Origin of the sequence: Paenibacillus sp. FSL H7-0918, from assembly GCF_038007025.1 — a bacterium.
Taxonomy (GTDB): domain Bacteria; phylum Bacillota; class Bacilli; order Paenibacillales; family Paenibacillaceae; genus Paenibacillus_AQ; species Paenibacillus_AQ odorifer.
The window spans coordinates 337,709-364,142 of record NZ_JBBOWJ010000002.1; the positions used below are offsets into that span (position 1 = coordinate 337,709).

The 26,434-nt window shown below is 44.9% G+C and carries 25 protein-coding genes and 1 riboswitch; of the genes, 12 read left to right on the plus strand and 13 right to left on the minus strand.

Features of this window, described 5'->3' with window-relative positions; translation table 11 throughout:
* Window positions 1-595 precede the first annotated feature (595 nt).
* The 3 genes from MHI15_RS15455 to MHI15_RS15465 form a co-directional block, all read right to left on the minus strand.
* Window positions 596-1,435, minus strand: coding sequence for an aldo/keto reductase (locus tag MHI15_RS15455; RefSeq protein WP_217696507.1), 840 nt, complete (start codon window positions 1,433-1,435; stop codon window positions 596-598).
* 195 nt (window positions 1,436-1,630) lie between these two features.
* A complete protein-coding gene (locus MHI15_RS15460) occupies window positions 1,631-1,945 on the minus strand; it encodes a DMT family transporter (RefSeq protein ID WP_076125196.1) in 315 nt (104 codons plus the stop codon).
* The gene (locus MHI15_RS15465; protein ID WP_036675723.1) at window positions 1,946-2,308 is read right to left on the minus strand and encodes a DMT family transporter; all 363 of its coding nucleotides are present in this window, start codon (window positions 2,306-2,308) and stop codon (window positions 1,946-1,948) included.
* An 84-nt stretch (window positions 2,309-2,392) separates the two neighbouring features.
* Window positions 2,393-2,500: riboswitch (guanidine-I (ykkC/yxkD leader) on the minus strand.
* 148 nt (window positions 2,501-2,648) lie between these two features.
* On the opposite strand from MHI15_RS15465, the gene MHI15_RS15470 reads away from it, so the two are divergent.
* Complete coding sequence (locus MHI15_RS15470; protein ID WP_076282305.1) at window positions 2,649-3,587, plus strand: MBL fold metallo-hydrolase; 939 nt, start codon at window positions 2,649-2,651, stop codon at window positions 3,585-3,587.
* Between the two features lie 28 nt (window positions 3,588-3,615).
* Window positions 3,616-3,951, plus strand: a complete 336-nt coding sequence (locus tag MHI15_RS15475) for a hypothetical protein (protein WP_076282304.1) — start codon at window positions 3,616-3,618, stop codon at window positions 3,949-3,951.
* Window positions 3,952-4,007: 56 nt separating this feature from the next.
* On the opposite strand, the gene MHI15_RS15480 is transcribed toward MHI15_RS15475, so the two are convergent.
* From MHI15_RS15480 to MHI15_RS15505, 6 genes are all read right to left on the minus strand, one after another.
* Complete coding sequence (locus MHI15_RS15480; RefSeq protein WP_076282303.1) at window positions 4,008-4,424, minus strand: HIT family protein; 417 nt, start codon at window positions 4,422-4,424, stop codon at window positions 4,008-4,010.
* Between the two features lie 49 nt (window positions 4,425-4,473).
* Complete coding sequence (locus MHI15_RS15485) at window positions 4,474-7,305, minus strand: glycoside hydrolase family 3 protein (protein WP_076282302.1); 2,832 nt, start codon at window positions 7,303-7,305, stop codon at window positions 4,474-4,476.
* 443 nt (window positions 7,306-7,748) lie between these two features.
* A complete protein-coding gene (locus tag MHI15_RS15490; RefSeq protein ID WP_076282300.1) occupies window positions 7,749-8,426 on the minus strand; it encodes a hypothetical protein in 678 nt (225 codons plus the stop codon).
* Between the two features lie 814 nt (window positions 8,427-9,240).
* Window positions 9,241-9,378, minus strand: coding sequence for a hypothetical protein (locus MHI15_RS15495; RefSeq protein WP_341164572.1), 138 nt, complete (start codon window positions 9,376-9,378; stop codon window positions 9,241-9,243).
* Between the two features lie 6 nt (window positions 9,379-9,384).
* Window positions 9,385-9,804, minus strand: coding sequence for a rhodanese-like domain-containing protein (locus MHI15_RS15500; RefSeq protein WP_076185312.1), 420 nt, complete (start codon window positions 9,802-9,804; stop codon window positions 9,385-9,387).
* 4 nt (window positions 9,805-9,808) lie between these two features.
* Window positions 9,809-10,129: a rhodanese-like domain-containing protein gene (locus MHI15_RS15505; RefSeq protein WP_076125210.1), complete on the minus strand. Its 321-nt coding sequence runs from the start codon at window positions 10,127-10,129 to the stop codon at window positions 9,809-9,811.
* 101 nt (window positions 10,130-10,230) lie between these two features.
* Between MHI15_RS15505 and MHI15_RS15510 the strand changes: the two genes are divergently transcribed.
* The 7 genes from MHI15_RS15510 to MHI15_RS15540 all read left to right on the plus strand — a co-directional run bounded on the left by MHI15_RS15510 (window position 10,231) and on the right by MHI15_RS15540 (window position 17,117).
* Window positions 10,231-10,515 carry an ArsR/SmtB family transcription factor gene (locus tag MHI15_RS15510; RefSeq protein ID WP_036675735.1) on the plus strand — a complete coding sequence of 95 codons (285 nt, stop codon included), beginning with the start codon at window positions 10,231-10,233 and terminating at the stop codon, window positions 10,513-10,515.
* Window positions 10,516-10,521: 6 nt separating this feature from the next.
* Window positions 10,522-13,086 (plus strand): FAD-dependent oxidoreductase, encoded by a 2,565-nt coding sequence (locus MHI15_RS15515; protein ID WP_341164573.1) that lies wholly within the window; start codon window positions 10,522-10,524, stop codon window positions 13,084-13,086.
* Window positions 13,087-13,295: 209 nt separating this feature from the next.
* Window positions 13,296-13,988, plus strand: a complete 693-nt coding sequence (locus MHI15_RS15520; protein ID WP_076125214.1) for a response regulator transcription factor — start codon at window positions 13,296-13,298, stop codon at window positions 13,986-13,988.
* 82 nt (window positions 13,989-14,070) lie between these two features.
* Complete coding sequence (locus tag MHI15_RS15525) at window positions 14,071-14,994, plus strand: ABC transporter ATP-binding protein (RefSeq protein ID WP_076301939.1); 924 nt, start codon at window positions 14,071-14,073, stop codon at window positions 14,992-14,994.
* Window positions 14,987-15,748: an ABC transporter permease gene (locus tag MHI15_RS15530; RefSeq protein ID WP_076141190.1), complete on the plus strand. Its 762-nt coding sequence runs from the start codon at window positions 14,987-14,989 to the stop codon at window positions 15,746-15,748. Before MHI15_RS15525 ends, MHI15_RS15530 begins: the two co-directional genes overlap by 8 nt.
* A gap of 20 nt (window positions 15,749-15,768) precedes the next feature.
* Window positions 15,769-16,695 carry a sensor histidine kinase gene (locus MHI15_RS15535; protein WP_339172342.1) on the plus strand — a complete coding sequence of 309 codons (927 nt, stop codon included), beginning with the start codon at window positions 15,769-15,771 and terminating at the stop codon, window positions 16,693-16,695.
* A gap of 227 nt (window positions 16,696-16,922) precedes the next feature.
* Complete coding sequence (locus tag MHI15_RS15540) at window positions 16,923-17,117, plus strand: helix-turn-helix domain-containing protein (RefSeq protein WP_076193432.1); 195 nt, start codon at window positions 16,923-16,925, stop codon at window positions 17,115-17,117.
* 124 nt (window positions 17,118-17,241) lie between these two features.
* On the opposite strand, the gene MHI15_RS15545 is transcribed toward MHI15_RS15540, so the two are convergent.
* Window positions 17,242-17,700 (minus strand): Lrp/AsnC family transcriptional regulator, encoded by a 459-nt coding sequence (locus MHI15_RS15545; RefSeq protein ID WP_076185318.1) that lies wholly within the window; start codon window positions 17,698-17,700, stop codon window positions 17,242-17,244.
* 172 nt (window positions 17,701-17,872) lie between these two features.
* Between MHI15_RS15545 and MHI15_RS15550 the strand changes: the two genes are divergently transcribed.
* Both MHI15_RS15550 and MHI15_RS15555 read left to right on the plus strand, forming a co-directional pair.
* Complete coding sequence (locus MHI15_RS15550) at window positions 17,873-19,048, plus strand: serine hydrolase domain-containing protein (protein ID WP_341164574.1); 1,176 nt, start codon at window positions 17,873-17,875, stop codon at window positions 19,046-19,048.
* Between the two features lie 119 nt (window positions 19,049-19,167).
* On the plus strand, window positions 19,168-20,376 hold the full coding sequence (locus MHI15_RS15555; RefSeq protein WP_341164575.1) for an MFS transporter: 1,209 nt from the start codon (window positions 19,168-19,170) through the stop codon (window positions 20,374-20,376).
* A gap of 106 nt (window positions 20,377-20,482) precedes the next feature.
* Here MHI15_RS15555 and MHI15_RS15560 read toward each other — a convergent pair whose 3' ends face one another.
* Window positions 20,483-22,747 (minus strand): glycoside hydrolase family 3 C-terminal domain-containing protein, encoded by a 2,265-nt coding sequence (locus MHI15_RS15560; RefSeq protein ID WP_341164576.1) that lies wholly within the window; start codon window positions 22,745-22,747, stop codon window positions 20,483-20,485.
* 110 nt (window positions 22,748-22,857) lie between these two features.
* On the opposite strand from MHI15_RS15560, the gene MHI15_RS15565 reads away from it, so the two are divergent.
* Window positions 22,858-24,135, plus strand: coding sequence for a helix-turn-helix transcriptional regulator (locus MHI15_RS15565; protein WP_076185321.1), 1,278 nt, complete (start codon window positions 22,858-22,860; stop codon window positions 24,133-24,135).
* Between the two features lie 52 nt (window positions 24,136-24,187).
* Here MHI15_RS15565 and MHI15_RS15570 read toward each other — a convergent pair whose 3' ends face one another.
* Together MHI15_RS15570 and MHI15_RS15575 are read right to left on the minus strand one after the other, a co-directional pair.
* Window positions 24,188-25,255, minus strand: a complete 1,068-nt coding sequence (locus MHI15_RS15570) for a serine hydrolase domain-containing protein (RefSeq protein ID WP_076193439.1) — start codon at window positions 25,253-25,255, stop codon at window positions 24,188-24,190.
* Between the two features lie 180 nt (window positions 25,256-25,435).
* On the minus strand, window positions 25,436-26,269 hold the full coding sequence (locus tag MHI15_RS15575) for a metallophosphoesterase family protein (RefSeq protein WP_076220365.1): 834 nt from the start codon (window positions 26,267-26,269) through the stop codon (window positions 25,436-25,438).
* Window positions 26,270-26,434: the final 165 nt, after the last annotated feature.

Sequence of the window (26,434 nt, forward strand, 5' to 3'; positions counted from 1 at the left end):
TGTGTCACTTGCGCCCCAGTGGTGTTTACAAACCCCGATATTACTTCTAAATAACAATTGTGCTTATGAACCCCGTTGCCCGCTGATCCCGCCATTGGTACTACGACGGACCCATGATGCTTACGAACCCACGTTGTTTATTGCTTACGCTCCCAAGGTTACTTGCTTACGGCGACACGTTGTTTATTATTTACGCCCCCAAGTTGCTTGCTTACGGCGACACATTGTTTATTGCTTACGCTCCCAACGTTGCTTGCTTACGGCGACGAAACATTATTTATTGTTTACGCTCTCAAGTTGCTTGCTTACGGCCCCACGTTGTTTATTGTTTACGCTCCCCATATTGCTTCGGACTCAGATGACGCTATTTGCTAATTTAGAGCCTTTTGAGTAAAGTTGCGGACCTCAGTGACACTATTCCAGAGAAATGGGCTCATAATCGGTGTCATTTATGCTAATAGCGACTATGGTGTCCGATATCCCCCCAAAAGTGGCATAATTCTGCGTTTAAGATCATCTGTGTCCTATAGAGACTCCCCCTATCTCTTTTCATATAAAAAAGCCCGCCTCAACGGCGAGCTCTTTGACAGCTATATCAACTCATATCCAGCGGCACTTTCCACGAAGGTATCGGGAAAGCCTCATCCAGCTTCCATCTTTCTTCTTCACTCAGCGTAATTAAACCTGCAGCAGCATTCTCAATTACATGCTCACGTGAAGAAGCTTTCGGAATCGTAATGATCTCCTCCTCGCGAATCGTCCAAGCTAACATAATTTGTAGTGGGGTTGCGTTATGAATACGGGCAATTTCCTGAACTGCCTCACTCTCGATAACCCCTTTGCGGAGCGCGCCTGCTTGTGCAAGCGGAGAGTACGCCATTACGGGCATGCGGTGACTTTTCTGCCATGGCAGCAATTCAGCTTCGATGCCTCTCGACCCTAAATGATACAGCACCTGATTCATAGCACAGTGAGTTCCCCCAGCTATACTAAGCAACTCTTTCATATCGTCAACATCGAGGTTCGATACACCCCATCTTGCTATTTTACCTTGAGAGACCAGTTTCTCCATGCCTTCCACAGTCACTTCAAGCGGAATATCTCCCCGCCAGTGCAGTAAATAGAGATCCAGATGATCCGTATTCAGTCGTTGCAAGCTTTCTTCACAGCTGCGAATAAGATTCTCGTTGCCGGCATTATGTGGGTATACTTTGGATACCAGGAAAACGTCATCCCGAATACCTTTAATAGCATCACCTACTAAAAGCTCTGAGTTTCCTTCCCCATACATCTCCGCCGTATCTATCAAATCCATGCCTAATTCCACGCCTAATCTAAGAGCAGCAATTTCTTCCTCTCTACGGGAAGCATCATCACCCATATTCCAAGTTCCCTGTCCTATTCTAGGCACAGAGGTACCGTCTGGAAGCAGCATGCGGTTAGCTCGGTTCACTTTCACAATTTCAGCCAAATGCTCGATTGAATCCTTAGTCATTGTAAAAATCTCCTTACCGATAAATTGTATACTTACTTTATACGACCTTTATGACCCTTTCGAAACATCTGAATCGTGTCTAATTTATAACTTATCTTTCCTTTAGGAGAGAAAAAGCAACAAATTGATTGCTAACTACGCTATCAACTTCAGCCCCACTGCGGCTCCCAGTATCATAAAAATACAGATAACCCGCCGCCAGTCTTTGGCCTCCCCATATAAAAGCATCCCCAAAATTGCTCCACCGGATGCACCGATCCCCGTCCATACCGCATAAGCTGTGCCCATAGGCAAACTTTTCATTGCAAATGATAGAAAAAGAAAACTTCCTCCAAAACCAAGGAAGAGCAGCAAAAACGACTGCAGATTCCGGTATTTATTCAACCTGTTGATCATAGCCACTCCGAACATTTCAAACAATCCTGCAACAACCAAAAATGCCCATGCCATTTAAGACTCCCCCTTTATTTCAGTTTCTTTGATATCTTTGGTTTCGTTAGTTACCATTTTCAGACCTATAACTCCTGCCAGCAAAATAACCACCAGTACCAGCTTCATTAGCTTGAAGGGTTCACCGAATAAAACCATGTCCGCAATGACTGTTCCTGCCGTCCCCAGCCCAACAAATACAGAATATACGGTACCCACCGGTAATTTACTGCTTGCTGAAATAATGACATAGAAACTTATGATTATGGCTACAACTGTGATCAGCCACTCCCACACGCTTGAAGCATGCTTTAAACCTATGACCCACATGACTTCGAAAATCGCAGCGCCAACTACCTTCAGCCACTCTGAATTCTTTTTCATTTCAAGCCCTCCTTCAATTCTCCATAACTTATGATTGCCCACGGACAAACAAATAAGCCCGGAAGGTCATCGCCAAATGGCGATACCTCCCGGGCTTTTATCCCTCCGTGTAAACACAAACTTAATGTTCGTGCGTTTTCCCTCGGACCAGACCAGCTGTGCACCCGCTGCGGAACCCTAGAAAACAAATAAATGATTAAGTTACATCGTATGGTAGCAAATCGGGCGTATAAAAGCAACCTTTTCTATTCCGAGCGTAATTAAATCATAGTATAAAATTCCATAAAATTATAAAATAGATATAAATTTCATTCGATTATCTAGGAAAAGAGGTTAATTCATGTTTCTTTCCAGACATTTTAACTGCGTCCCTCTAGTGGAAGGCATTTATTGCCTTGAAGCGAAGGAGCAAGGCGGAGCCATGAGTAATGCCGGTTTGATAGATATGGGTGATTACACATTAATCTTTGATACATTCAACACTCCACAAGCTGGCAAAGATCTTAGGGATGCCGCTCTGTATTATTTTAATAAACCTATCAGATACATCGTCAACAGCCATTGGCATGGAGACCACGTTAGAGGGAACCAATTCTTCTCGGATGAAGTAATCATATCCTCCAGTAGAACTAGAGAGCTCATGATAAAAACTCAACCAGACTGGCTTGCCCGAATGAAGAAACTGCTTCCTAATCTTGAAGAAGATCTTACGAAGCTTAATACATCTCTCGAGCTCAAACTGAACGATTCCAAACAACGAGAGCTCCTTTCGCAAATAGGTTATTTACAAGAAATCAAAGAGTCTATACTAACGCTTGAAGTAACCCTTCCCCAACTAACTTATGACCGCAAAATGACTATACATGGCTCGGCAAGGACCGTTGAACTCCTATCGGTGGGTACTGCCCATACGGAATGCGATTCTATTCTATTTTCTCCATCCGATTCTTTAGCTTTTGTTGGAGATATTGTCGCAGTTGATAATCATCCATTAGTAGTAGACGGTAATCCCTTATCCTGGTTGGAGGCACTTACTTATGTCGAGCGCTTAGATGTGAACATAATTGTTCCCGGTCATGGGCCCGTTACTCAAAAACATTATCTACAGCAAATAAAACGGTATATAAATGATATAATCCATATTAGCGAATCATTGATACGCGAAGACATGAATGTGAATGTGAACCATATAGAAATTCCCGAGCCTTATCTGGGCTGGACTTATGGGAGTATTTTTTACAGAAATCTTGAGTTTTTGACGAAAGCAGCTAGTAACTAATTTTTGGAGTTGAAAGGAGCGGTTCGTTATGGTTTTTGGGATACTATTTGTAGGTGTTGCTGTATTTATTATTATACAAGCCGTAATACGTAATGGCTCGAGCTCAAACAAAAGTACCTTTGATAGAAATAGGCAAAATGATGCCGCCAACATGTCTTTTATGGCTGCCAGTCATCCGGATCTGCTGGATCCAAACCACTCTAACCACTCTAATCATTCTAACCACCACCATAATCACCACGGAGATCACTCGCATCACCATTCTGGACCTGACAGCGGGGGGCATAGCTGGGGTGGAGACGGCGGACATAGTGGCGGTGGAGACTTCGGTGGTGGAGATGCTGGCGGGGGCGGTTGTGATTAGATGAAAAGAAACGAAAAGAAAAGGACATTCCTGATCCTTCAGGAATGCCCTTTTTTTTAATGCTCATTTATGATACTGAGAATTTTAGCTTGAGTTTGGCTTAATAACTTTTCGGCACGGAGCGGATGGATTGGTTCGCTCCAAGCGAAGCCATCTCCTTCGTATCTAGGGATAAGATGCATATGATAGTGAGTCAGGTCGTTAAACTTCCCGCCATTTTGGCAAATGCTGATGCCAGCAGGTTCAAACAAAACCTTCAGGACGACTGATAGCTTCTTTGAAGCGTCCATAATCGCATAAGATGTTTCTGAATCGATATCTTCGAGATCCCAATAATGCTTTTTAGGGAGAATTAGGAGATGTCCTTCGTTAAATGGAGCAATGTCGAGCACACAAGTTACAAATTCATTCTCGTATACTACGTTTACGTTAGCCTCAATCCCGTTAGCGATTCGACAACCCAAACAATCCATACAGGCACCACCACTCCATCCGAAGAAATTAAGCGCGTTCTAGCTTATCTTATTGATTAAATTGAAAACGGCTAAGCAGTACCTCACCATTAAAGATGAGATAAATATCGGTAGTTTCAGATTCCACGGACACTTCACCAGTAAGTGTGTTCCACTGCTGCAACACGCCACCCGACGGTACAGTAACAGATCCAACCAGCTTCCCTGCTGGGCTGCCCGTTCTGATCTCAAGGGTGCCACCTTTTGCAGAGGATACCAAGGCTTCAAAAGCTCCTGCCCCTTGCTCGAACAATACATCTTTAAAAGCGATCCAAGCGCCATCTTTTACTGGATGTATGGAAGCACCGCCTGCTTTGCACTCGTCCAGATATACGCCTTCGTAGTCATCGTAATTCTCTGCTTTGGTATTGATATACAGATTACGCGACGGAATAACGTCCCCCTGGACCGATAGTTGAGCGGATAATTGGATGTCAGCAGATGAACGGCCGATCAGAACCATATACTCTCCATTTTCCACGCAATATTGCTCACGGGTAACATCCCAGAATGCCAGCTCGGCAACCGGTAACGTAAACTCTAGGGTTTGCGATTGACCTGCGGTTAGGTTTACTTTTTCAAAACCCTTCAACTGTTTAATCGGACGTTTGACCCGGGAATTCAGAGCTTGCACATAAAGCTGCACCACTTCGTCCCCATCAACAACGCCTGTATTCTCTACTTGAACAGAAATTTTCAGCGTCTCATTCGCTTGCAGCTCCTTAGCGCTTAGGCTTAGGTTGCTGTAGGAAATTTGGGCATAACTTAAGCCGTGTCCAAACGCATACAGTGGCTCTCCGTCAAAGTACATATATGTTCTTTTGCCTTTGATAATATCATAATCCATCAGCTCAGGCAGCTGTTCTACAGAACGGAACCAAGTCATGTTCAGCTTGCCGGAAGGACTGTAATCGCCGAAAAGAACTTCTGCCACCGCATTGCCCAGCTCTTGTCCACTGTGGGAGGTATACAATACAGCCGGGATGTTCTCGTCAATCCAAGTGGAAGTTATCGGGTAACTGCCGACAATGACTACAACTGTATTCGGGTTCGCTGCATAGACAGCCTTGACCAGTCGCTCTTGCTCCTCTGGAAGCACAATATCCGGTCTGTCGATTTCTTCTTTTCCGTTAAGGAGTGGATGGTTGCCCACAAAAACCACAGCGATTTCAGCCGCCTTGGCAGCTTCTACTGCAGCCTCTATGCCGTTAGTTACGATGTTCTTTTTGAAAAGACGTGCTTGCGCATTGGCATCCTGATCTGCCACCTGCAGCGTTCCATCTTCCGGATTCACCGAGATCATTTTATCATTCCAGGTCCGCAAAGATACCGTATCTTCGCTTTCCGGAACGATGTTAATCGATTCTTTTACAAACCAGCCGTAAATTTCCTCAGCAGATGCTGTAAGAGTCTCTGCTTCGCTTAAAGTTACATACTGACCGCGACTTGTCGACTTCAGAGTATTGCTAGTCCAGCCCCAGGCTGTATGTTGGAACAATTCTCCGTGCGCTGCTATGTCATGCTGTACAGCCAGTCTTCCGTCCTCACCTGTGATTCCAATGGCTTGGCCGTTTGCAGCTGAAGTAAGAATGATCTGATCTGCGCCACTCTCAAAAGTAACGTGTTTACCAGGCAGCTTTTTGCTAACCCCCTGCAGCGGAGTCACTCCATAAGGTAATGTGCCAGAATACCAGTCTCTAAAAGCTTCATCACCAAGTGGACCAATAATCGCCAATTTGCTCAGACTGCTTTTGCTCAATGGCAATGTACCTTGGTCATTCTTCAACAATACTATCGATTGTTTCGCTGCTTCCAAGGAGAGTGCGGTATGTTTTTTGCTAAGTATAACGGAATCGTCGATCGCTGCGTATGGGTTCCCTTCAGCCGGATCGAACTCTCCCAGACGGAAACGAACTCTGAAAGTGTTGGCAAGCGCACGATCCAAATCTTCCTCTGCTAAGAGGCCTTGGTCTAGTGCTTCGTGAAGAACCTTGATTGTCTCTGCGGTTTCTTCTGTTACGCTGTCAATTCCATTTTTGATAGATTCAGCCATCGATTGTGCAAAAGATTCATAATACTTGTGATCCTTCACAATCCCAAAAAGATCGCCGGCATCGCTTACGATAAAGCCATCCATTTCCCATTCGCCTTTGACCACATCCATTACTGCCGGATGAAGAATAACAGGCACGCCATTCACCGAGTTATAAGCGGTCATCATGGACTGTGCGCCACCTTCTTGAAAAGCAGGCTTAAACGCTTCCAGATAATACTCCCGCATATTTCTCGGATCGATGCTCGCGGAGCAGTTCCCGCGTTCAATCTCATTATTGTTGCCGAGGAAATGCTTCAGCGTTGCTACCGCTTTCAAATAGACCGGGTGATCACCTTGGATTCCCTGCACAAGTGATGTGCTGAGGCGTCCGGTCAACTCTGGATCTTCGCCGTAAGCTTCCTCGGTTCTTCCCCAACGCGGGTCACGTTCCATATCCACCGTTGGCGCCCATAATGTCAGACCGTTCACCGTTGGATTCTTTTTGTAAAAGGCTCTAGCTTCATCTCCGATGGCCGAACCAATCTCCTTCAGCAGCTCTGGATTCCAAGTACAAGCCAGTCCGCTCGGCTGAGGAAAAGAAGTCGCTTTTCCAAGCCAAGAAATCCCGTGCGCCGCTTCCGTACCATGCTTGTAAGCCCCAACACCCAAACGCTCTATGGCAGCTTGATACTGAGGCATCAGGCTTACTTTTTCATCAAGTGTTAATCTGGAGATCAGATCCTGCACTCGCTCATTTAAAGGTAAATCAATCTGTTGAAATGGATATCTAGCTATATCTGTTCCCATCAAAATCGCTCCTTCGTCTCTTGTTGATAGCGGTTTCATTCATTCTCGAGGACAATCCTTCGAAAAAACACCCATACGTCCTATCCATCTAATCATAGAAGATTCCCCTCCTCCGCAACACCTTAACAATCTAAATAGAAATCAGGTCATAATTAGAGATTTAGGGGGCCTCTCTTTCTCCTGGCTCCCACCATTCGGATGATATCTAGGGCATTTTTGCCTCTCTTTCGCCTGACTCCCACCATTCGGATGATATCTAGGGCATTTTTGCCCCTCTTTCGGCTGACTCCCACCATTCGGATGATATCTAGGGCATTTTTGCCCCTCTTTCGCCTGACTCCCACCATTCGGATGATATCTAGGGCATTTTTGCCCCTCTTTCGGCTGACTCCCACCATTCGGACGATATCTAGGGCATTTTTGCCCTTATTAAAATAGTAGCCTTACCATATCTGATTATCCTTAAAAGAATGCTTATACTCATACCTACAAACTCTACCACTTTCTAAAGAAACCACTGGACTAAATATCCCTTTTTCACATAGTGTACCCAATCCTTTTCTAGCCGTACGCGGATGAATGCCAAGCTCTCTCACCAAATCAACAGGCCGAATGTCCCCGTTCGAACGCACCGCAATTTGCAAAATATCACGCTCCAGTCGACTAAACGCCTCCTTCTCTTCTGTCCTTAAAGCGAGGTACGGCATCAGTAATGATCTCAACAAAAAAATAGTATTCTCAGGACTCGCTTCCAGATCATCATATGGTATCGCCACTACCCGATAACCCGCGATTTGTAGATAAGTCTCTCGATTCAATTCCTGCCGATAACGCGTCCGATCTGTGTTTTGCACATGTGGGCCGTAACCTTTTACCTCAAAAGCAAACTTAACCTGCCCAGGCTTCCACGCAAAATCAACAAAATAAGGCCATCCCCGCCAATCCAACACTTCATATTCAGGATGAAGATCATTAAAATGACCCATCATTGGCCACCAAACCTTCTCCGCAAACATTCGCTCACCATGCCCATGTCCCCGCTCCAATCTCCCCCGTCTTTCTCCCGTTCTTCGACTAATATGATCTTCCACCCACTTACGATGTTCTTCCGTAAACCCCATAACGTCTTCCTCCTCCTTGGCATAAAAAAATCCCGCACCCAATTATGGATGCGGGACGTGCTTCGTCCTATTACTCAAAAGTATAGTATTCGCCTTCTTATGCTGTCAATGACACTCTACATTCAACGTTAGCACTCGAGATAAATTTGCTTACCTAATAAAAAATCACATTAGTTAAAGTATATTGCATTAAAGTAAGTTCAGCTAGAGTCAGATCACTACAGTAAGTTCAGCTAGAGTCAGATCACTACAGTAAGTCCAGCTAGAGTTAGATCACTACAGTAAGTCCAGTTAGAGTTAGATCACTGCTGTTCAGTTAGAATTAACTCAGCAAGAGCAATCTTGGTTAAGTAAACTACATTTGAGTTAGACGACTAGATTTAGCTCAATATAGGTAGGTTTTGTATAGTAGGTTCAGTTAAAGTAATCTCGGTTTGACTAAGTTCCGCTAGAATAATATTATTCGTCCTACCTTTTTGAAATTGTCCGAAACCGTTTTCCATTCTCCACTATTCACTGGCTATCGACCTATGCTTTTTCTATTTAATTGTATTTCCTGCAACTATTTAACTCTTATCCCCCTAAAAGTCCATTTAGTTGTACTTTCTACAACTAAAAAAGGAAACATTAGGTAGTTAAGCGTAAATGATCAAATTTAGATGTACAAAGTGCAGTTAATTGTTACTTTTCCTAAAACTACTGAAGTTTAACTGCACAAAATGCAATTAAAACTGAGTTCGAGATGAGGCTGACTGGATTGCGACTTAGCAACATTAATATAGCGGCTCAACTAGAGTGACATATTGCTCCCTCTTCACTGCCTTCCCTCACCTAGCAAATGTGCAGCCCGAGCGCCTTGCCCATAGGCATCAAAAGAGATCATTCCATCGTCACCCTGACTTCGACACCCCAGCTTCAACCCGAGACGGCAAATCATTGACTTTAAATCCATTATCCATTATCCTTCACAACAACCTTTCACAGAAATGTCGGAGAGCGTTCTTTTGTTCCCTAACAAATCACCATTTACCGCATATAGCTTACGAAATCCCTGCTTATAAAGAATTCGCGCGGCTTTATTTCTTTTGTAGTAACTTCCTGCAAGAATTAGAACCGAGTCGCCCGGAGATAGACAGTGCTGCCAGACATAGGGTAATCGCCCCAGCGAAATATTTATCGAACCACGGATACTGTCCTTCTGGTAATCAACGGCATCCCTGACATCGAGCATTTTCATAGCCAATGATTGATCCGCTAATTCGCGAACCTCACGTACTTCTATATAAGTAAGTGAACGAACAGGCCAAGCATAACGCAAAAACCTCACAATACTAAAGACAATTAAAATACTCAGTAGGATCCGAACCATCATGCTCATATCATTACTCCCGTACCAAAAAATCATCCGTCCAAGCGCCTAATCCACCCGTCATGTTCACAACGTTATACCCCTTTTCACTCAGCAGCTCACAAGCCAGTCCACTACGGCCACCACTTAAGCACATCACAATTATCTCGCCATGAGAATCCAGTTCATCTGTGCGCATCAATAGCTGTCCAAGCGGAATATGTTTAGCACCCATTACATGTCCCTCCACCCATTCGGCGGGTTCGCGTATATCCAACATGGTAAGAGTTTCGCCATTCTTCAAGCGTTCCGCCACTTGCTGTGGGGTAATTTCCTTTGAAATTTCAAAAGACATCGAGCATCTCTCCTTCACCTTTATAAAAATAACTTGATTTTCATATCACTATATCATAATATTACGATATAAGGATATTGTAAAGCGAGGTGTTCGTTACCATGGACAAAAATTTCAAAGCCTATAACCAAACCGCCGAAACCTTAAAGGCTATAGCTCATCCCGTGCGCTTGTGCATCATTAAAGGACTTCTGGAAAAGGGCAGCTGCAACGTGAGCTTCATGCAGGACTGCCTCGATCTTCCACAATCTACGGTGTCCCAGCATTTACAGAAGCTTAGATCACTAGGCATCGTTGAAACCGAACGTAATGGGCTGGAGATTAACTATTCTGTTAAAGACGAAAAAATCAAACATCTGATTCAGTTATTTTTAGGGGAGGAATAAGTCATCATGAGTAAAAAAGTATTGATTGTTGGTGGAGTTGCAGGAGGCGCGTCAGCAGCCGCCCGACTTCGGAGATTAGATGAAGATGCGCATATTGTAATGTTTGAGCGTGATCCGTACATTTCTTTTGCCAATTGCGGACTTCCTTATTATATCGGTGGGTCCATTCAGGACCGCTCCAAGCTGCTGGTGCAGACACCGGAGGCGATGCACAAACGTTTTAACATCGATGTTCGGATTCAAAGTGAAGTCGTGTCTATCGACCCCGTGAACAAAAAAGTGCGAGTAGAAAGCATAGAAAAAGGCTCCTATGAAGAGAGCTATGATGCGCTTATTTTATCGCCAGGTGCTAAACCGATTCGTCCGAATCTGCCCGGTATCGAGAGTTCCCAAATACACATGTTGCGTAACATTCCCGACACTGACAAAGTCAAAGCTAAAGTCGCTGCGGAAGGCACACGTTCGGCCGTGGTGATCGGTGGTGGATTTATCGGTGTGGAAATGGCTGAGAACCTTAGAGAAGCTGGTCTGGAAGTTTCCTTAATTGAAGCAGGACCACAAATATTAGCTCCATTCGATACTGAAATGTCTTCTATTTTGGCAAAAGAACTCGACGAGCATGGCGTTAATCTTATTTTTTCCGATATGGTCCAAGGGTTTGCTGAGGTGGGAGAACAAATACAGGTGCAATTAGCAAGTGGCACTGTACTGCAAAGTGATATGGTTCTGCTGGCTATCGGCGTTTCTCCGGATACCTCTTTTCTGAAGGACAGTGGCTTAGAATTCGGTCCCCGTGGCCATATTTTAGTCAATGAGCGGATGGAGACCAATCTGGATCAAGTGTTCGCTGTAGGTGACGCGGTTGAGGTGGTTGATTTCGTAAACGGAACAAAAACCGCCATTCCACTAGCTGGTCCTGCCAATAAACAAGGGCGGATTGCTGCGGACAACGTCAGTGGTCTCGGCACAACTTACAAAGGATCACAAGGGACTTCTATAATAAAGGTTTTTGGAGTCACAGGTGCTTCTACAGGTAATAATGAAAAAACATTACAACGTTTGGGTCTGCCGTATCACGTGATTTATATACATCCAAGCTCACACGCAACCTATTATCCGGGGGCAACCCCGATATCTATGAAGCTGATTTTTGATCCAAAAGGTACGGTGCTAGGAGCACAAGCTGTAGGTTACAGTGGTGTAGACAAACGTATCGACGATATCGCTACAGTTATTCGTTTTAGAGGTACGGTCACTGATTTGACGGAGTTGGAGCTATCTTATGCCCCTCCTTATTCTTCCGCTAAAGATCCGGTGAATATGGCTGGCTTTGCCGCTGAAAATATTTTGCATGGTTTGACTACGGTATTCGTCCCTAAGGATTTAGAAGGTCGTGACAAAAACAATACCATTTTAGTTGACGTACGTTCGGAAATCGAACATGCTAATGGTCATATTGAAGGGTCCATTAACATCCCTGTGGATGATCTGCGTGGTCGGCTAAGCAAGCTTGACTCTAGTAAAGAAATTTGGGTGTATTGCCAAGTTGGACTCAGAGGCTACACCGCTTCCCGGATTTTACAGCAAAAAGGTTACCGTGTGAAAAACCTGACCGGCGGTTATAAAACCTATCAGATGATCCAATTTACGCCTAAAAAAAAAGATAACTTGACGCCAAACGTTGGTACACCAGCAGCCAGTAAAGAAATCGCAGCAACGGGAGCAATGACGGAGACTGAGACTGAAACTAGGATTGGAACTGGGACAGAGACTGGAACTGGCACAGTTACACCAACCGTTAACGCTGCAGCTTTCACAGCACCTGATTCCGTGCTTGATGCCTGCGGACTGTGCTGCCCAGGGCCGCTGATCCAAGTTAAAATGAGCATGGACCCGCTCTTGGACGGGCAAGTCCTGAAGGTCACTGCTTCCGATCCCGGATTTTATGAGGATATCAAGGCTTGGGCTCGTATGTCCAACAATACGCTTTTGCAGCTCACAAAGCTGCCTACTGGCATGATCGAAGCTTATCTGCGCAAAGGAGTTATCGAGACTTCAGCATCAGCACCAACCGGAGCAGGCGCACAAGTAATTCAAACTAGTAATGCAAGCACAATGGTTGTTTTTAGCGGGGATTTGGATAAAGCGATCGCTTCCTTCATCATTGCCAACGGAGCAGCATCCAGCGGCAAAAAAGTCACAATGTTCTTTACCTTCTGGGGCCTCAATATTATCCGCAAGGATGAAAAGGTGCCTGTGAACAAGAACTTCATCGGTAAAATGTTCGGTGCCATGATGCCACGCGGCAGCCGGAAGCTGACGCTTTCAAATATGAACATGATGGGCATGGGCTCGAAGATGATCCGCTCTCTAATGAAGAGCAAAAATATCTCTTCCTTGGAGGAATTGATTCAGATGGCTATCGACCAAGGTGTGGAAATCGTCGCCTGCCAAATGTCCATGGATCTTATGGGCATCACTCGTGAAGAACTGATTGACGGTGTCGGAATCGGCGGCGTTGGTTATTACCTCGGCCAAGCCGATCAGTCGGGTCATAATCTATTTATCTAAATACCTTAACACCGCAAAGAGACTCCTCTATTTAAATAGAAGAGTCTCTTTCGTATATAAAAATGAACTCACGAGAATCGGTGATATAGATTTGAATAACTAAAATGCAGAAATTGGCTGGATCTGGATACAGAATCTAAAACCTGCTATCCTATTTAATAGGCATTCATCCGAACAACGACCTATTTCAGGTAAAAAAAGGAGATTAAATGAATAACCCGATACATATTCTTGTTGCTGAGGACGACAGCGACATCAACCGATTGCTGTGCAACATTATCAAGAAAAGCGGCTATATTCCCCAACCTGCTTACTCGGGAACGGAGGCACTTCTCTATCTGGAGCAACGTCAATGGAGCATGCTGCTACTGGATCTGATGCTGCCAGGCATGTCGGGTGAGGAACTACTTGAGAAGATTGCCGGGCGGGATGATATGTCGGTAATTATCATTTCTGCCAAGGGTGAGCCCCAGACCAAGGTGTCTGCCCTGCGGGCGGGGGCGGATGATTTCATTACGAAACCCTTCGACGTTGAGGAAGTCTCTGCACGGATCGATTCTCATCTGCGTTTGTATTCGCGGATTACGCAATCGGCTTTGCCTAACGTGCTCCAGCATCAGGGTCTTGTACTTCATCGAGAGGCGATGTCGATTACGGCAAATGGTGTGGAACTGACGCTCACAGCTCTAGAGTTTGAAATTCTCTCGTTACTTTTGTCAGCCCCCAAAAAGGTGTTTACGAAAGCGAATTTGTATGAAAGAGTCTGGCACGAGCCATATTACGGGGACGATAATACGGTCAATGTCCATATGAGCAATTTGCGCAGCAAGCTAACCAAGGCCGCACCAGGAAGCGAATTTATCGAGACGGTATGGGGCATAGGTTATCGGCTCAAGCCTTAAGACATTCTTAAGATTTGGCTTTAGCTCTTCTTATGTTTTCAATTCTATACTTGGTCTATCACGAAAAGGAGGCCAAGACGAGATGTACGAGTATGTATTAAAAACAAATCAGCTATCCAAAAAGTTCAAGGGCCATACAGCGCTGGACAAAGTCAATTTGTCAATCCGTAAAGGCTCTATTTATGGTTTTATTGGACAAAATGGAGCCGGAAAATCAACATTAATCCGGATTGTGACCGGACTTGCTTTTCCGACTCAGGGGACGATCGAGCTGTTCGGAGCCAGTGAAGAGCAAGCCCTGATCCAGGCTCGTAAGCGAATCGGCTCGATTATCGAGAGTCCCGCTTTATTCCCCCATATGACAGCGAGTGAAAATTTAGAAGCAAACCGGATTCTACGTGGTATTCCCGGCAAAGATTGTGTTCCTAGAATGCTAGAGCAAGTTGGACTGCAGGGCGCCGGAAAGAAGAAAGCCAAAAATTTCTCACTTGGAATGAAGCAGCGGTTAGGTCTTGCCATCGCCTTACTGGGAGATCCAGAATTTCTGATTCTGGACGAGCCAACTAATGGGTTGGATCCGATGGGTGTCGTCGAAATGCGCGAACTGCTCAAGCGACTAAACCGTGAGCTAGGCATTACGATAATGATCTCAAGTCATATTCTAAGTGAGCTGCATTTAATGGCAAGTCATTATGGCATTATTCATCACGGTCAGTTGCTTGAACAACTCACTGCGGAGGAATTAAACGAGAAATGTCAGCAGTATTTATTTATCAAAGTGGATGATCCGGGCAAGGCAACAGCCGTCATTCAGAACGAGCTGGGTACGGCCGATTTCGAAGTGATGCAGGATGGAACCATCAAGTTGTATAGCCGTATTGAGCAGCCAGGCAAAGTATCAACAGCGTTATTCAATGCCGGCCTCGAGATCGAGAAGTTTATGCCTATGGGTGAAGACTTGGAAAGTTATTTTACAAAGCGGATTGGGGGGAACCCAAATGTATAATCTGATCAGAGTGGAGTTTTTCAAGCTCCGTAAGAATAGATCATTTTGGACTTTTCTATTGGCACTTTCCGTTCTCTCGCTTGCTTACCCATTGCTATATTATTTTGATCATCGCTCCAATGGGGAACCTCAGATCACCGGCGCTGAATTTCTGACTACCTTTATTTCAAGCAATGCCTACATTATTAAATTCGGCGTAGCCATTCTGGCTGGATTCTTTATCTCTAACGAATATTCCACAGGGGTCATGAAGACGATCGCCTCTTCGGGCAACACCAGAGGGCGGCTGTTCGCAGCAAAACTAATCGTATTCGCAGTTGGAGCCATGGCGATTTCGCTCGTCTTTCCTATTGTCAGCACAGTCGAAGTCACGCTGCTTTCGGGCTTCGGTCATCTGCCGGAAGGAAGCACTACACTTTTCATACCGCGAGCTCTCGGGCTAACGTTATTGTACACGGCTGGTTACGCAGCCATCGGGGCGCTGTTCACCGTAATCCTAACCGACAGCGGAAAAACTATCGGCTTCTCAATGATTTTCTTCCTTATGATCGATACGGTTTTGGCTAGTATAGGTTCGAAGATCTCTTTCTTTAGTAATTTGTACGATTATTCCATCTTCAAACGGGTGAGCGATATCGGTAAGCCCAGTATCGACAGCGGAGATTGGCCAGCGCTTCTACTCGTGCCGTTGTTGACAATAGCCGTTTCCGGGGTACTCGGTATTCTCGTATTCCACCGAAAAGAGATCAAATAACAAATGGGGGGTGCAGGAGAGTGTTGCTTATTCTGACAATCATATTGTTTGCGGCAGGAGCTCTCCTGCTTTTCCGTTTCTTAATGTTAAGGCGAGAACTAGGGCGGATAACAGAGCAATTGCATACCTACAACGAGCGAGCATCCGGTAAAAAAATTGATGTGGCTCTATTCGACCAGAAGCTTGAGGCGCTTGCGGGACAAATCAATCGTCAATCTGATTTAATCGTCGAAGCGGAAGCCCAGCGAAAACGTGTCGAACAAGAATTCCGTCAGGCTGTGGCGAATATTTCACATGATATCCGTACACCCCTCACCTCCATCTTCGGTTATATTCAACTGTTGGAGGATGAGTCAATTACCCCTGATGAAAAACTTGAATATGTTGCCATCGTTAAAAATCGGACGAAACGGCTGCAGGCGCTGCTGAATGATTTTTTTGAGCTTTCCTTGATCGAATCGCTAGATTATCCTCTACATACGGAAAAGCTTGGGATGAGGGCTCTACTCTCGGAAATACTGGTCGGATTTTACGATTCTTTCAACGAACGCAATATTACACCGGATATACGGCTACCTGAGGAAAATGTATCCGTATACGCCGATGAATCCGCTGTGCGGAGAGTTGTCGAAAATTTACTTGTCAATACGGTCAAACATGCGACCGGGTATGTAGAAATCCATTTCGAACGACAGCAGGAAACAGCTGACTTAACAATAGTAAACGATGCGAAGGAACTAGTCGGAAGCGATATTAACCTCTTATTTGACCGATTCTATACCGCAGACCGTACCCGATCTTCTCAAGCTTCCGGGCTGGGTCTCTCCATCGCCAAAAGTCTAATGAATAAAATGGGTGGCACGCTGACAGCCGAACTGGAGGGTGAGAAGCTGATAATGACCTGCCGTTGGAAACTAGGCGATGCTGGCATTAGCTTAGCTACTTAATTCATTTTATAGTTGGTCTAGACTAACCATTGTTCTAACCCGTTTATTGAAGGTAGCCCATTCCCGATAGCCAATGGCCTGCAGGTTTTTCCGGACTTCTTCGAACTGATCTCCCACCCGTTCAGGTTAATGGTTCTGAACAAAACTTTATCGAGAAATTATTCAATAAAAGGGTCTCTGAATTTACGAAGCAACCTCCCGGCTATGAATTATATATAAAAACACTTATGTTTGAGCTGCTTATTTATATTTATCGCCACCAGGAAGCTCGTGCCTTGTTAATCAATACTGCCTTTAAAGTAGCCAAGATAGCTGAAAATGTTGGATTTGATAATATGACTCACTTTGGTCGGGTATTTAAGGAAATCACCGGGCTTTCTCCACTAAAATACCGCCAGACTTATAAGATAGAAAGTCCATGATGTATCTACGAAAAAGGAGCAGCTGCAATCATTTTTATTAAAATATCTAAACCAAAAAGACTCCTCTATTTATATAGAAGAGTCTTTTTTTTGTTACGACAGGCTAACGGATTATGTTTAAAATCTAACTCAGCAAGTTTAGGCTTGCTTCTTCAAGCGAGGGTATAAGAAATTTATGATCGATTGGTGATGACATCACGATCAGAATCGTGTAAGTACCGTATTTGTCACATTGATTTCCGAACTCCTCGAGGGCTCGTGTAGAGTCGGTTACTACCTTCAATAAGTAGTTGTGTTCCCCACTTATACGGTAACATTCGACGACATCAGGACTTGAGCGGCAGAAATCAAGGAATGCATTACAATCCCTAGAATGAAATAACATGTAGGCAGCTGCTTGTTTCCCAATCTTTTCAGGAGAAATTATGGTGCGATATTCGCTGATGATGCCTTTTTCCTCCATACGCCTAACTCTCTCCGTAACCGCAGGTTGCGATAAACCGACACATTTGCCCAGCTCTGTCATAGAAATTCTTGCTTGATTTTGAAGATGGAAAAGAATTTGCTTATCAACATGGTCCATCAAAATCGCCTCCTTTAAATTTAAGGTTTTCTATATTAACTAGATTGTAATTAACCGTTATAAAGCTAATTTAGCTTAGTTGCCTTATGTAATCAAGATAACTTGTTATATATAATAACCCTACAATAGTAAAGTGTTCTTGACTTTAACTATTCCGAAGGGATGAAGACCGTTGAGTATATTGGATTCAAATAAAATAATTACAGAATGTTTATCAGGTCGCATCGATAGAGTAATTGATCGAACCCTCGCTGACAAGCGCTTGGTCGGTGCTGTCATTAAAGTGGCGATAGATGGGGAACTGGTTTATAGCCGTGCTGCCGGTTTTGCCGACCGCGAGCTAGGCCGACTTATGCGAGAAGATGCCTTATTCCGGCTCGCTTCAGTTACTAAACCTATCGTTTCAACGGCAGCCCTAGTATTAGTTGCGCAAGGTCGTCTACAACTGGACGACCGCGTTGATCGTTGGCTTCCAGAGTTTCAGCCGCGTTTGCAGAATGGCGAGTTCGCTTTCTTGACGATTCGTCATTTGATGACGCACACCGCGGGCCTGTCTTACCGATTTTTCCAAGAAGAGAAGGGTTCCTATCAGTCAGCAGGGGTATCAGATGGTATGGATCAGTCCGGCATCACATTGGAAGAGAACCTGCGCCGTCTTGCCTCTGTCCCCCTCCTTTATACGCCAGGTACCGAGTGGAAATATTCCATCGCGACAGATGTGCTGGGAGCAGTAATTGCAAAGGTCACAGAAACACCGCTCAGTGAGGCTGTACATTCACTCGTGACCAAGCCGCTTGGCATGAGCGACACGGGTTTTATTGCAGTCGATCGAGAACGGCTGGCCACTTCCTATGCCAATGATACTCCAGAGCCACGGCCCTTACTTGATCCTGACAGTATTGCCTTTGTGGAGGGAACGGCTGGGTTCCTGCTTGCCCCTAGCCGAGCACTTGACACTACTGCCTATCCTTCTGGAGGAGCTGGCATGGTCGGCAGCGCCGGAGATTTTTTGCAACTGCTGGAAACATTACGTAAGGGCGGAGCGCCGCTGCTACCGGAGTCACTGGTTCACGATATGACGACCAACCAGATCGGTGATCTGCCAATGGCCTTCTGGCCAGGACGAGGCTTTGGCCTAGGCATCACGGTACTAAAGGATCCTGTCGCCGCAGACACTCCAGAATCTCCGGGTACTTGGCGCATGGGGGGTACTTATGGTCATTCGTGGTTCGTAGATCCCAAGCAACGCCTCAGTGTCGTCGCTTTCACTAATACCGCATTGGAAGGCATGTCCGGTCAGTTTACTGTAGACCTTTGTGATGCCATTTATGATAGACGTAATAAATAGAGCATGAACACAAGAAGCCTGGGTCCGGAATGAACCAGCCTAGGCTCTCTGTCCAGTAGACCCTATTCGTCGTCTATATCATTGAGTTTGCTAAAATTATATAAGAGAGGGGCTTCTCTATGAGCCAAAACACATCTTCTGCCACACAAAGTGCACCCAGCACTCCCTCTTCTGAACGTCTGCCATGGGCTGGATTACTCGCCTTAGCTATGACGGGGTTTATCTGTATTCTTACCGAAACGATTCCGGCAGGCTTGTTGCTCCAAATAGGTGAGGGGCTTGGTGTCTCCGAGGCCCTTGCCGGTCAACTTGTCACTTTGTATGCTCTTGGTTCCCTGTTGGCCGCGATTCCCTTAACTACCGTGACGCGTGGATGGCGGCGGCGACCACTGCTACTAATGTGCATCCTTGGTTTTCTCATATTCAACACCGTCACCACTTTTTCTTCCAATTATATACTTACGCTAACAGCTCGGTTCTTCGCCGGCGTATCCGCTGGAGTCTTATGGGGGATGATAGCAGGTTACGCCCGGCGCATGGTGCCGGAGTCACTCAAGGGACGAGCAATGGCGGTAGCGATGGTTGGCACACCTCTCGCTCTGGCACTCGGTGTCCCTGCTGGAACCCTTCTTGGCACCCTTGTAGGCTGGCGCTCTATCTTCGGGTTCATGTCGCTATTAGCTCTCATGCTGATCGCTTGGGTATTTTGGAAGCTACCGGACTATCCAGGAGAAGCCCCTCATAAACGGCTCCCTCTCTACAAGGTTTTTGTTATTCCGGGGGTACGGCCGGTATTGTTTGTCGTTCTGGTATGGGTACTAGCACACAACATCTTGTATACCTATATTGCCCCCTATCTTACTCAGGCCGGGCTAACCCAGCGGATTGACTTGGTGTTGCTTGTTTTCGGCATTACAGCGCTTGTTGGCATCTGGGTCATCGGTATTTTGATCGACCGCAAACTACGTCCATTGGTTCTGATCAGCCTAGCTGCTTTTGCCTTGTCATCCATTGTACTAGGCATTAGTAGCAGCCAGCCCATAGTGATCTATTTAGTGGTTGGTGTATGGGGGTTGACGTTCGGAGGAGCAGCTACTTTGCTACAGACAGCCGTTGCCGAAACCGCTGGCGAAAGTGCAGATGTGGCCCAATCGATGCTGGTGACGGCATGGAACCTAGCTATTGGCGGTGGCGGAGTGATAGGCGGAATTCTTATTGAAACACTTGGTGTCCGCTCCTTCCCGTGGGTAATGTTTATACTATTGATTCTTGCGCTGCTAGTAGCGTGGCGCGCTAAAGATTACGGATTTCCTTCAAGGAAACGTTGAGGCACACCTATCGAGTTAATGGGTAACGGTATCCAGACAAGAAATTTACACAAATAAGGCCAGTGGTGCATATTAGATAGGACTAATATGTGCCACTGGCTTACTTCTACTTAGTAGCCAATGTATTAAATTCTTGCAGATCCTTGGCTAAATCTTCTTCCGTGTATTTCCCTTGGCCGAAACCGATCATTGCCCGCAGCGGCATATATTTCATCATCGCCATGTACATTTCCGGGTTATCATCCATCGCACCTTCTAAGCCAAAAACACTGCTGAATTTCTTCACTTTTTCCGCTGTCCGTGGATTATCCAGCAAATCACCAATAGTACTATTCCGATGATAACGCATCGTAAGCGGATTGGTCGATTCTACTCCGATACAAGTTGTCAGACGAATATCCCGCGATGATGAGCCAATAGCAATTTCAAAATCTCCACTTTCCACATGCCAATCACCAATGTTAACGTTGTAATAAGCAAAGGAGCGTTTATCTAACTCAAAGGTTACCTCCTGCTCTTCTTCAGGCTGAAGCTCTAGCTTCTGGAAGCCTTTTAGTTCCTTCAGTGGACGGATCACGCTGCTCTCCACATCACTAACATAGAGCTGAACGATTTCTTTTCCTGCGCGAGTGCCCGTATTTTTAACAGTAGCCTTAACCTGAATAGTCTCGGTGTCCTTTATGCTACTCTTGGAAATTGTTAAATGACTGTATTGAAACTCTGTGTAGCTGAGACCAAAGCCGAAAGGAAACAGCGGTTTTATCTCTTTTTTATCATAATAACGATAACCTACGAACAAACCTTCCTTATACTCTACCTTGTCCCCTTCCCCCGGGAAATTAAGAAAGGATGGATTGTCGCTCAGCTTCATGGGGAATGTCTCTGCCAGTTTACCGCTTGGGCTGACCTCTCCAAACAATAAATCTGCTACGGCACCCCCAAACGCCTGCCCACCTAGATAACCCTCAAGGACTCCTTTTGTTTTATCAATCCAAGGCATCTCTACAGGTGAGCCATTACTGAGTACAACAACGATATTACTCTGCACCTCAGCTACCACATCGATCAGCGCTTTATGGCTCTCTGGAAGAGACAAGTGGCTGCGATCATAACCCTCTGACTCATAATTATCCGGCAGTCCAAGGAACAACACCGCTACATCACCTTTTGCCGCTGTTTCTCTTGCCTCTTGCAGCAAAACCTCATTAATCTCATCATGCTCCAGTTCATATCCTTGGGCATATAGCAGCTCAGCAGACCCCGCAAGACCTCTCATCTCTTCAAAAGCATCATCCAATTGAGTTGGATTCACATGCGAGCTTCCCCCACCTTGATAACGCGGATTTTTAGCAAATTCCCCAATGATCGCAATAGTACCTTGTTTAGATAAGGGTAGAACTTCCTCCTCATTTCTAAGAAGCACCATGCTTTCCCTCGCCACTTTCCGTGCCAGTTGGTGATGCTCTTCAGCATTAAATGAAGTATTATCTTTACGATTGTCTACCGCCTTAAAAATAAAAGTGAGCAGCCGCTCCACCGCAAGGTCTAACGTTTCTTCAGCTAGTTCCCCACTTTGCACCGCTGCGACAATCTTGGCATCGCCAAGTCCTCCCGTTGACGGCATTTCCAGCTCCAGCCCTGCTTGCAGCGCCTTCACTCGCTCATTGACCGCACCCCAATCCGAGACTACAAATCCTTCGAAACCCCATTCATCTCTAAGAATCCGCGTTAGAAGCGTTTCACTCTCAGAAGCGTATTCACCGTTAACCCGGTTGTAAGAACACATTACGCTCCAAGGTTGACTGTTCTTAACTGCACCTTCAAAGCTAGCCAAATAAATCTCCCGCAGCGTCCGTTCATCAATAACCGCATCTACCGACATTCTCCGGTGTTCCTGATTATTGGCGGCAAAATGCTTAAGCGAGGTTCCTACTCCTTCGCTTTGCACACCTTTGATATGGTTCCCCCCCATCTCGGCAGAAAGATACGGGTCTTCCGAGAAATATTCAAAGTTACGACCGTTCAGTGGAGAGCGTTTAATATTCGTCCCCGGTCCCAACAGAACAGCAACGTTTTCTGCCTGGCACTCCTTACCAAGCGCCTTCCCCACTCGCTCAATTAGTGCCCGATCCCACGAAGAAGCCAACCCTGCTGCTGAAGGAAAACAAGTTGCGGGAACACTGTTATGAAGCCCGAGGTGATCGGCACTCTCTTTTTGCTTGCGTAAACCATGGGGTCCGTCCGTTACCATCAAAGAAGGGATTCCGAGTCGTTCAATCCCCTTGGTATGCCAGAAATCAAGCCCTGAACAGAGTCCCGCTTTCTCCTCAAGGGTCAATTGTGATATGAGTTCATGAATTTTGGTTTTCATAAAAATGCCTCCTCTGAATGTATACTATCCCCATTTTAATATACTTCATGCTTGATTTATGGCATTATTATTGTGTTTTTGGTATTCTTGTTAGGCGAGGAGGTCATAACATGTTAGATCATTTGGAGGATAAGGAAAGAGTCCAATATATCTGTAAAGTGATGTATGAGTCACAGCAAATTCCCGTGTTCCTGCTCGACGCCAATCGGGAAATTGAATTTGCTATGCCTTCCTCCTTCGAGTGCGCCCCTTGGGTTCATAACCTTAATGAGCCACTTTCTGAAATTACTAAATCTTTTAACCGTGAAAACAACTCTAATGGCAATGGACGGACTTCTACCATACCCATCGTTCGTACCACAAATTTTCTAGAGAATTACATCATTCTCCATTTACCCTCAGACAACAGTAACGAGGGAAGCATTGTGATTGGCCCTTCATTGTATGCTCAACCTACGGAGGATAGTGTGGTAAGTCTGATGCGTGATCATGAAGTTCCGCTTAAGTTTCAGGAGCAATGGCTTAACTATTACCGCAGCCTGACCGTGTTAAATAAAATGAGACTATACCATACCGCTATGCTGCTATACTCGCTCGTTACTGGAAAAACCTTGACCCTTAGCGAACTGCTGCTGGACTCCCGCATTCTTGCCTATAAACAACTGCCCTCAGGCAGTTTGGATTTGGATATTTCTTATCGCCGTGAGAATACGTGGCTGCACCACGAGCCCATGCTAGAAAAAAATCTCTTTCACTATGTCAAAAAAGGCAATAAAACTGAGCTGCTACGCGTTCAAGCTTCGTTCTCCGAAGAGAGTTACGGGCTTCTCTCTAAAAGGAGCCAATTACGTAACAAAAAGAATCTGGCAATCTCTTGTATTACACTCGCTACACGTGCAGCTATAGATGGAGGGCTGTACTGGGAAATTTCTTATACCCTAAGCGACTTTCATATCCAGCATATCGAAGAACTAAAAGATATTCCCGCTGTAGATCATGCCGTTCTTTATGCCCTTTGCGATTTCGCAGACCATGTCAAAGAGAGCCGGATGGCGAAACTGTCGCGCACCGTGGCTCTCTGTCAGAACTATATTTTCAATCACCTATATGAGGAACTTTCCTTAGATAGACTGGCTGAGGTTGCAGGATTAAATAGAAGTTATCTCTCCCTATTATTTAAGAAGGAGACCGGCATCACCATCAGCGATTTTATTCAATTGGAGCGGATTGAAGAGGCAAAACGATTAATAGAAGTACCAGAGATAAGCTTATCGGACATCGCCTCACGCCTACATTTTAATGATCAGAGCTACTTTACCAAAGTGTTTAAGAAATATACCGGAATCACCCCTAAACAATTTAGAACAAATAGGGAAAACACACTTTAAGAAAAGTAGACACAACAAAAATTCAAAATGGATATGAAAATAGCAGCTGACATCACAGCTCTGTGATTGCTGCAAGAACAGTATTGTTGAAGTAATCAACATACATATTTTTAAATGGCTTCTGGTGATCCAGCTCTACGGATAAATGAACCGTCACTGTCTGATAAATCGGATCCACGCAGAGGAAAGGACCTGCCGCCCCCCAGTGTGAATAGGCATCTGCAGAGAGCAGATCTCCGCCGTCACGCTTCGTGCCATTAATCGCCCATCCGTACCCCCAGTACGCTTCAGGGAAAACTTCGTCTCTATATTGTGAGGATACGCCCGGAATTTGATTGCGGGTCATTTCTTTTACTGTTACCGGACTAAGCAATCGTACTCCGTTATAAATTCCGCCGTTAAGGAACATCTGGCCAAAAACAGCCAAATCCATAGCCGTTGAGTAAGCGCCACCCCCCGCAGATACAGAATTCAAATTGTATTCACTGTCTACCCATTCCGCGCATGCTGCCTCAGGGGCACGTCTAACTACTCTGTTCCGCACTTCCATTGGCACACGATAATATGTATTTTCCATTCCAAGCGGTTTAAAAATAGTTTCCTTTACGAATACATCATAAGCTTGTCCACTAACACGCCGTATAATTTCACCCAATAGCTCATAACCATATCCACAGTAAGACATCACAGTACCTGGCTCATGGCTAAGTGGTGCATCATAACCGCCATTAACCTCAATTCCAGAGGTATGTGTCAACAAATGATGTACGCATACCTTTGTTTTGTTCTCCCCTGTAAATTCGGGGATGTAATCAGAAACCGGCCTGTTTAGGCCCACTTTCCCTTGTTCCACTAACATCATAATAGCGGTTGCAGTAAATAGTTTTGTGATGGAACAGAGTGGAAATATAGCATCCGCTGTTAAATCTGCTGCGTCTGCTTCAGGTCCGAATTTCCCATTCGCTTGATGGACCAGCAGCGTCCCCTTTCTCGCAGCAACAATAACTTGCGCAGGTGTGATATTGTCTTCAACCATTTGTGCGGCGGCTGTACGAATGCGCTCCACACCAAAAGCCGAGACACCCGCCTGTTCTAAAGAATTAAATACTAACCCTCTCATCGGTAGCCCTCCAATATGATTCATTTAATACATATATAAACTATTATACAAATATATTAAATAATCCTGCTAGTTTACTATTATCCTGTGACTGAATTGTTGAGTTTCTATTAGCTATTTGCTAAAAAAACTAAAGCTGACCCCGGTTTCTCCCGAAAATCAGCTTCAGCTTAGTTTTTGCTAAGTTACCGCTACCTTAAAAGCATCCACATTAAATGTTGTCCCGTTGATGGATAATGTGGCATTGTAATAACCCCGATCACCATTTGTTTTGCATTTATATTCCCCCGAACATCCGCATACGAAAAATTTAGTTTTGTTGTAACCGGGATATATATTACTAAGCTTTCGGTAAAACAGATGTCCATGATGCGTAAAAATAGCTAACACCTTATCTCTCACTTTTGTAGGAATGGATGAAAAAAACTTATTCGTCTCCGATGCGCTTAATACATGGGTTGGGTCCACCGTAATCCCACTTACTTTGAGAGGCCAATGAAAATCAATAATATAATAAAAACTATCATCTAAATTTCTCAACAAATTTATACTACCCGGAGTAAACCGTCCAAGCGCACAATTAAGCCATACATACTTGACCTTCCCCTGCGTACCCGGAAAATTCATTTGACCTTCAACAGCACCTAAATATTGTGTGAATAAGGACTGTGTGCTTGCCTCCCAATTTCCTATAGATGCTTTATAAGGAATACTCCCAAGCGTGCTTGTTACCGTATCCTTGAAATCCTTGTAGTAAGCATTCGCATTATTTCCATGATTAGCTCCCGCTTGCGTATTATCTCCTCCAAAAATAACAAATCTCTTATTCCCGTTATTCACAGCTTTAGGCAAAAGATTACTAAAAATGCTTGAGCTGTTTCCATACCCCACATGACTATCACCAATAACCGCAAAGTTAATGATTTGCGCTTTTGCTTTAAGAATTAAACTACGTTTAGGCTGCAGTCTGGAGGCAGGTCTTCTTTTCCTACTAGGTTTCACCTGTCTTTTCATCTTAGATTCACCTCTTTTAAAATGGATGAAGGATCATAGTAGTATTTATATTCGCTTGACCTTAGGGACTCTTGGACCAATGGATTCATCTAGGAGATTAGTTTCTCTTATACTTTGTGGTCATTTATGCGGCTTGTCCCAAACGAGAGATGTTATAATTAGTCC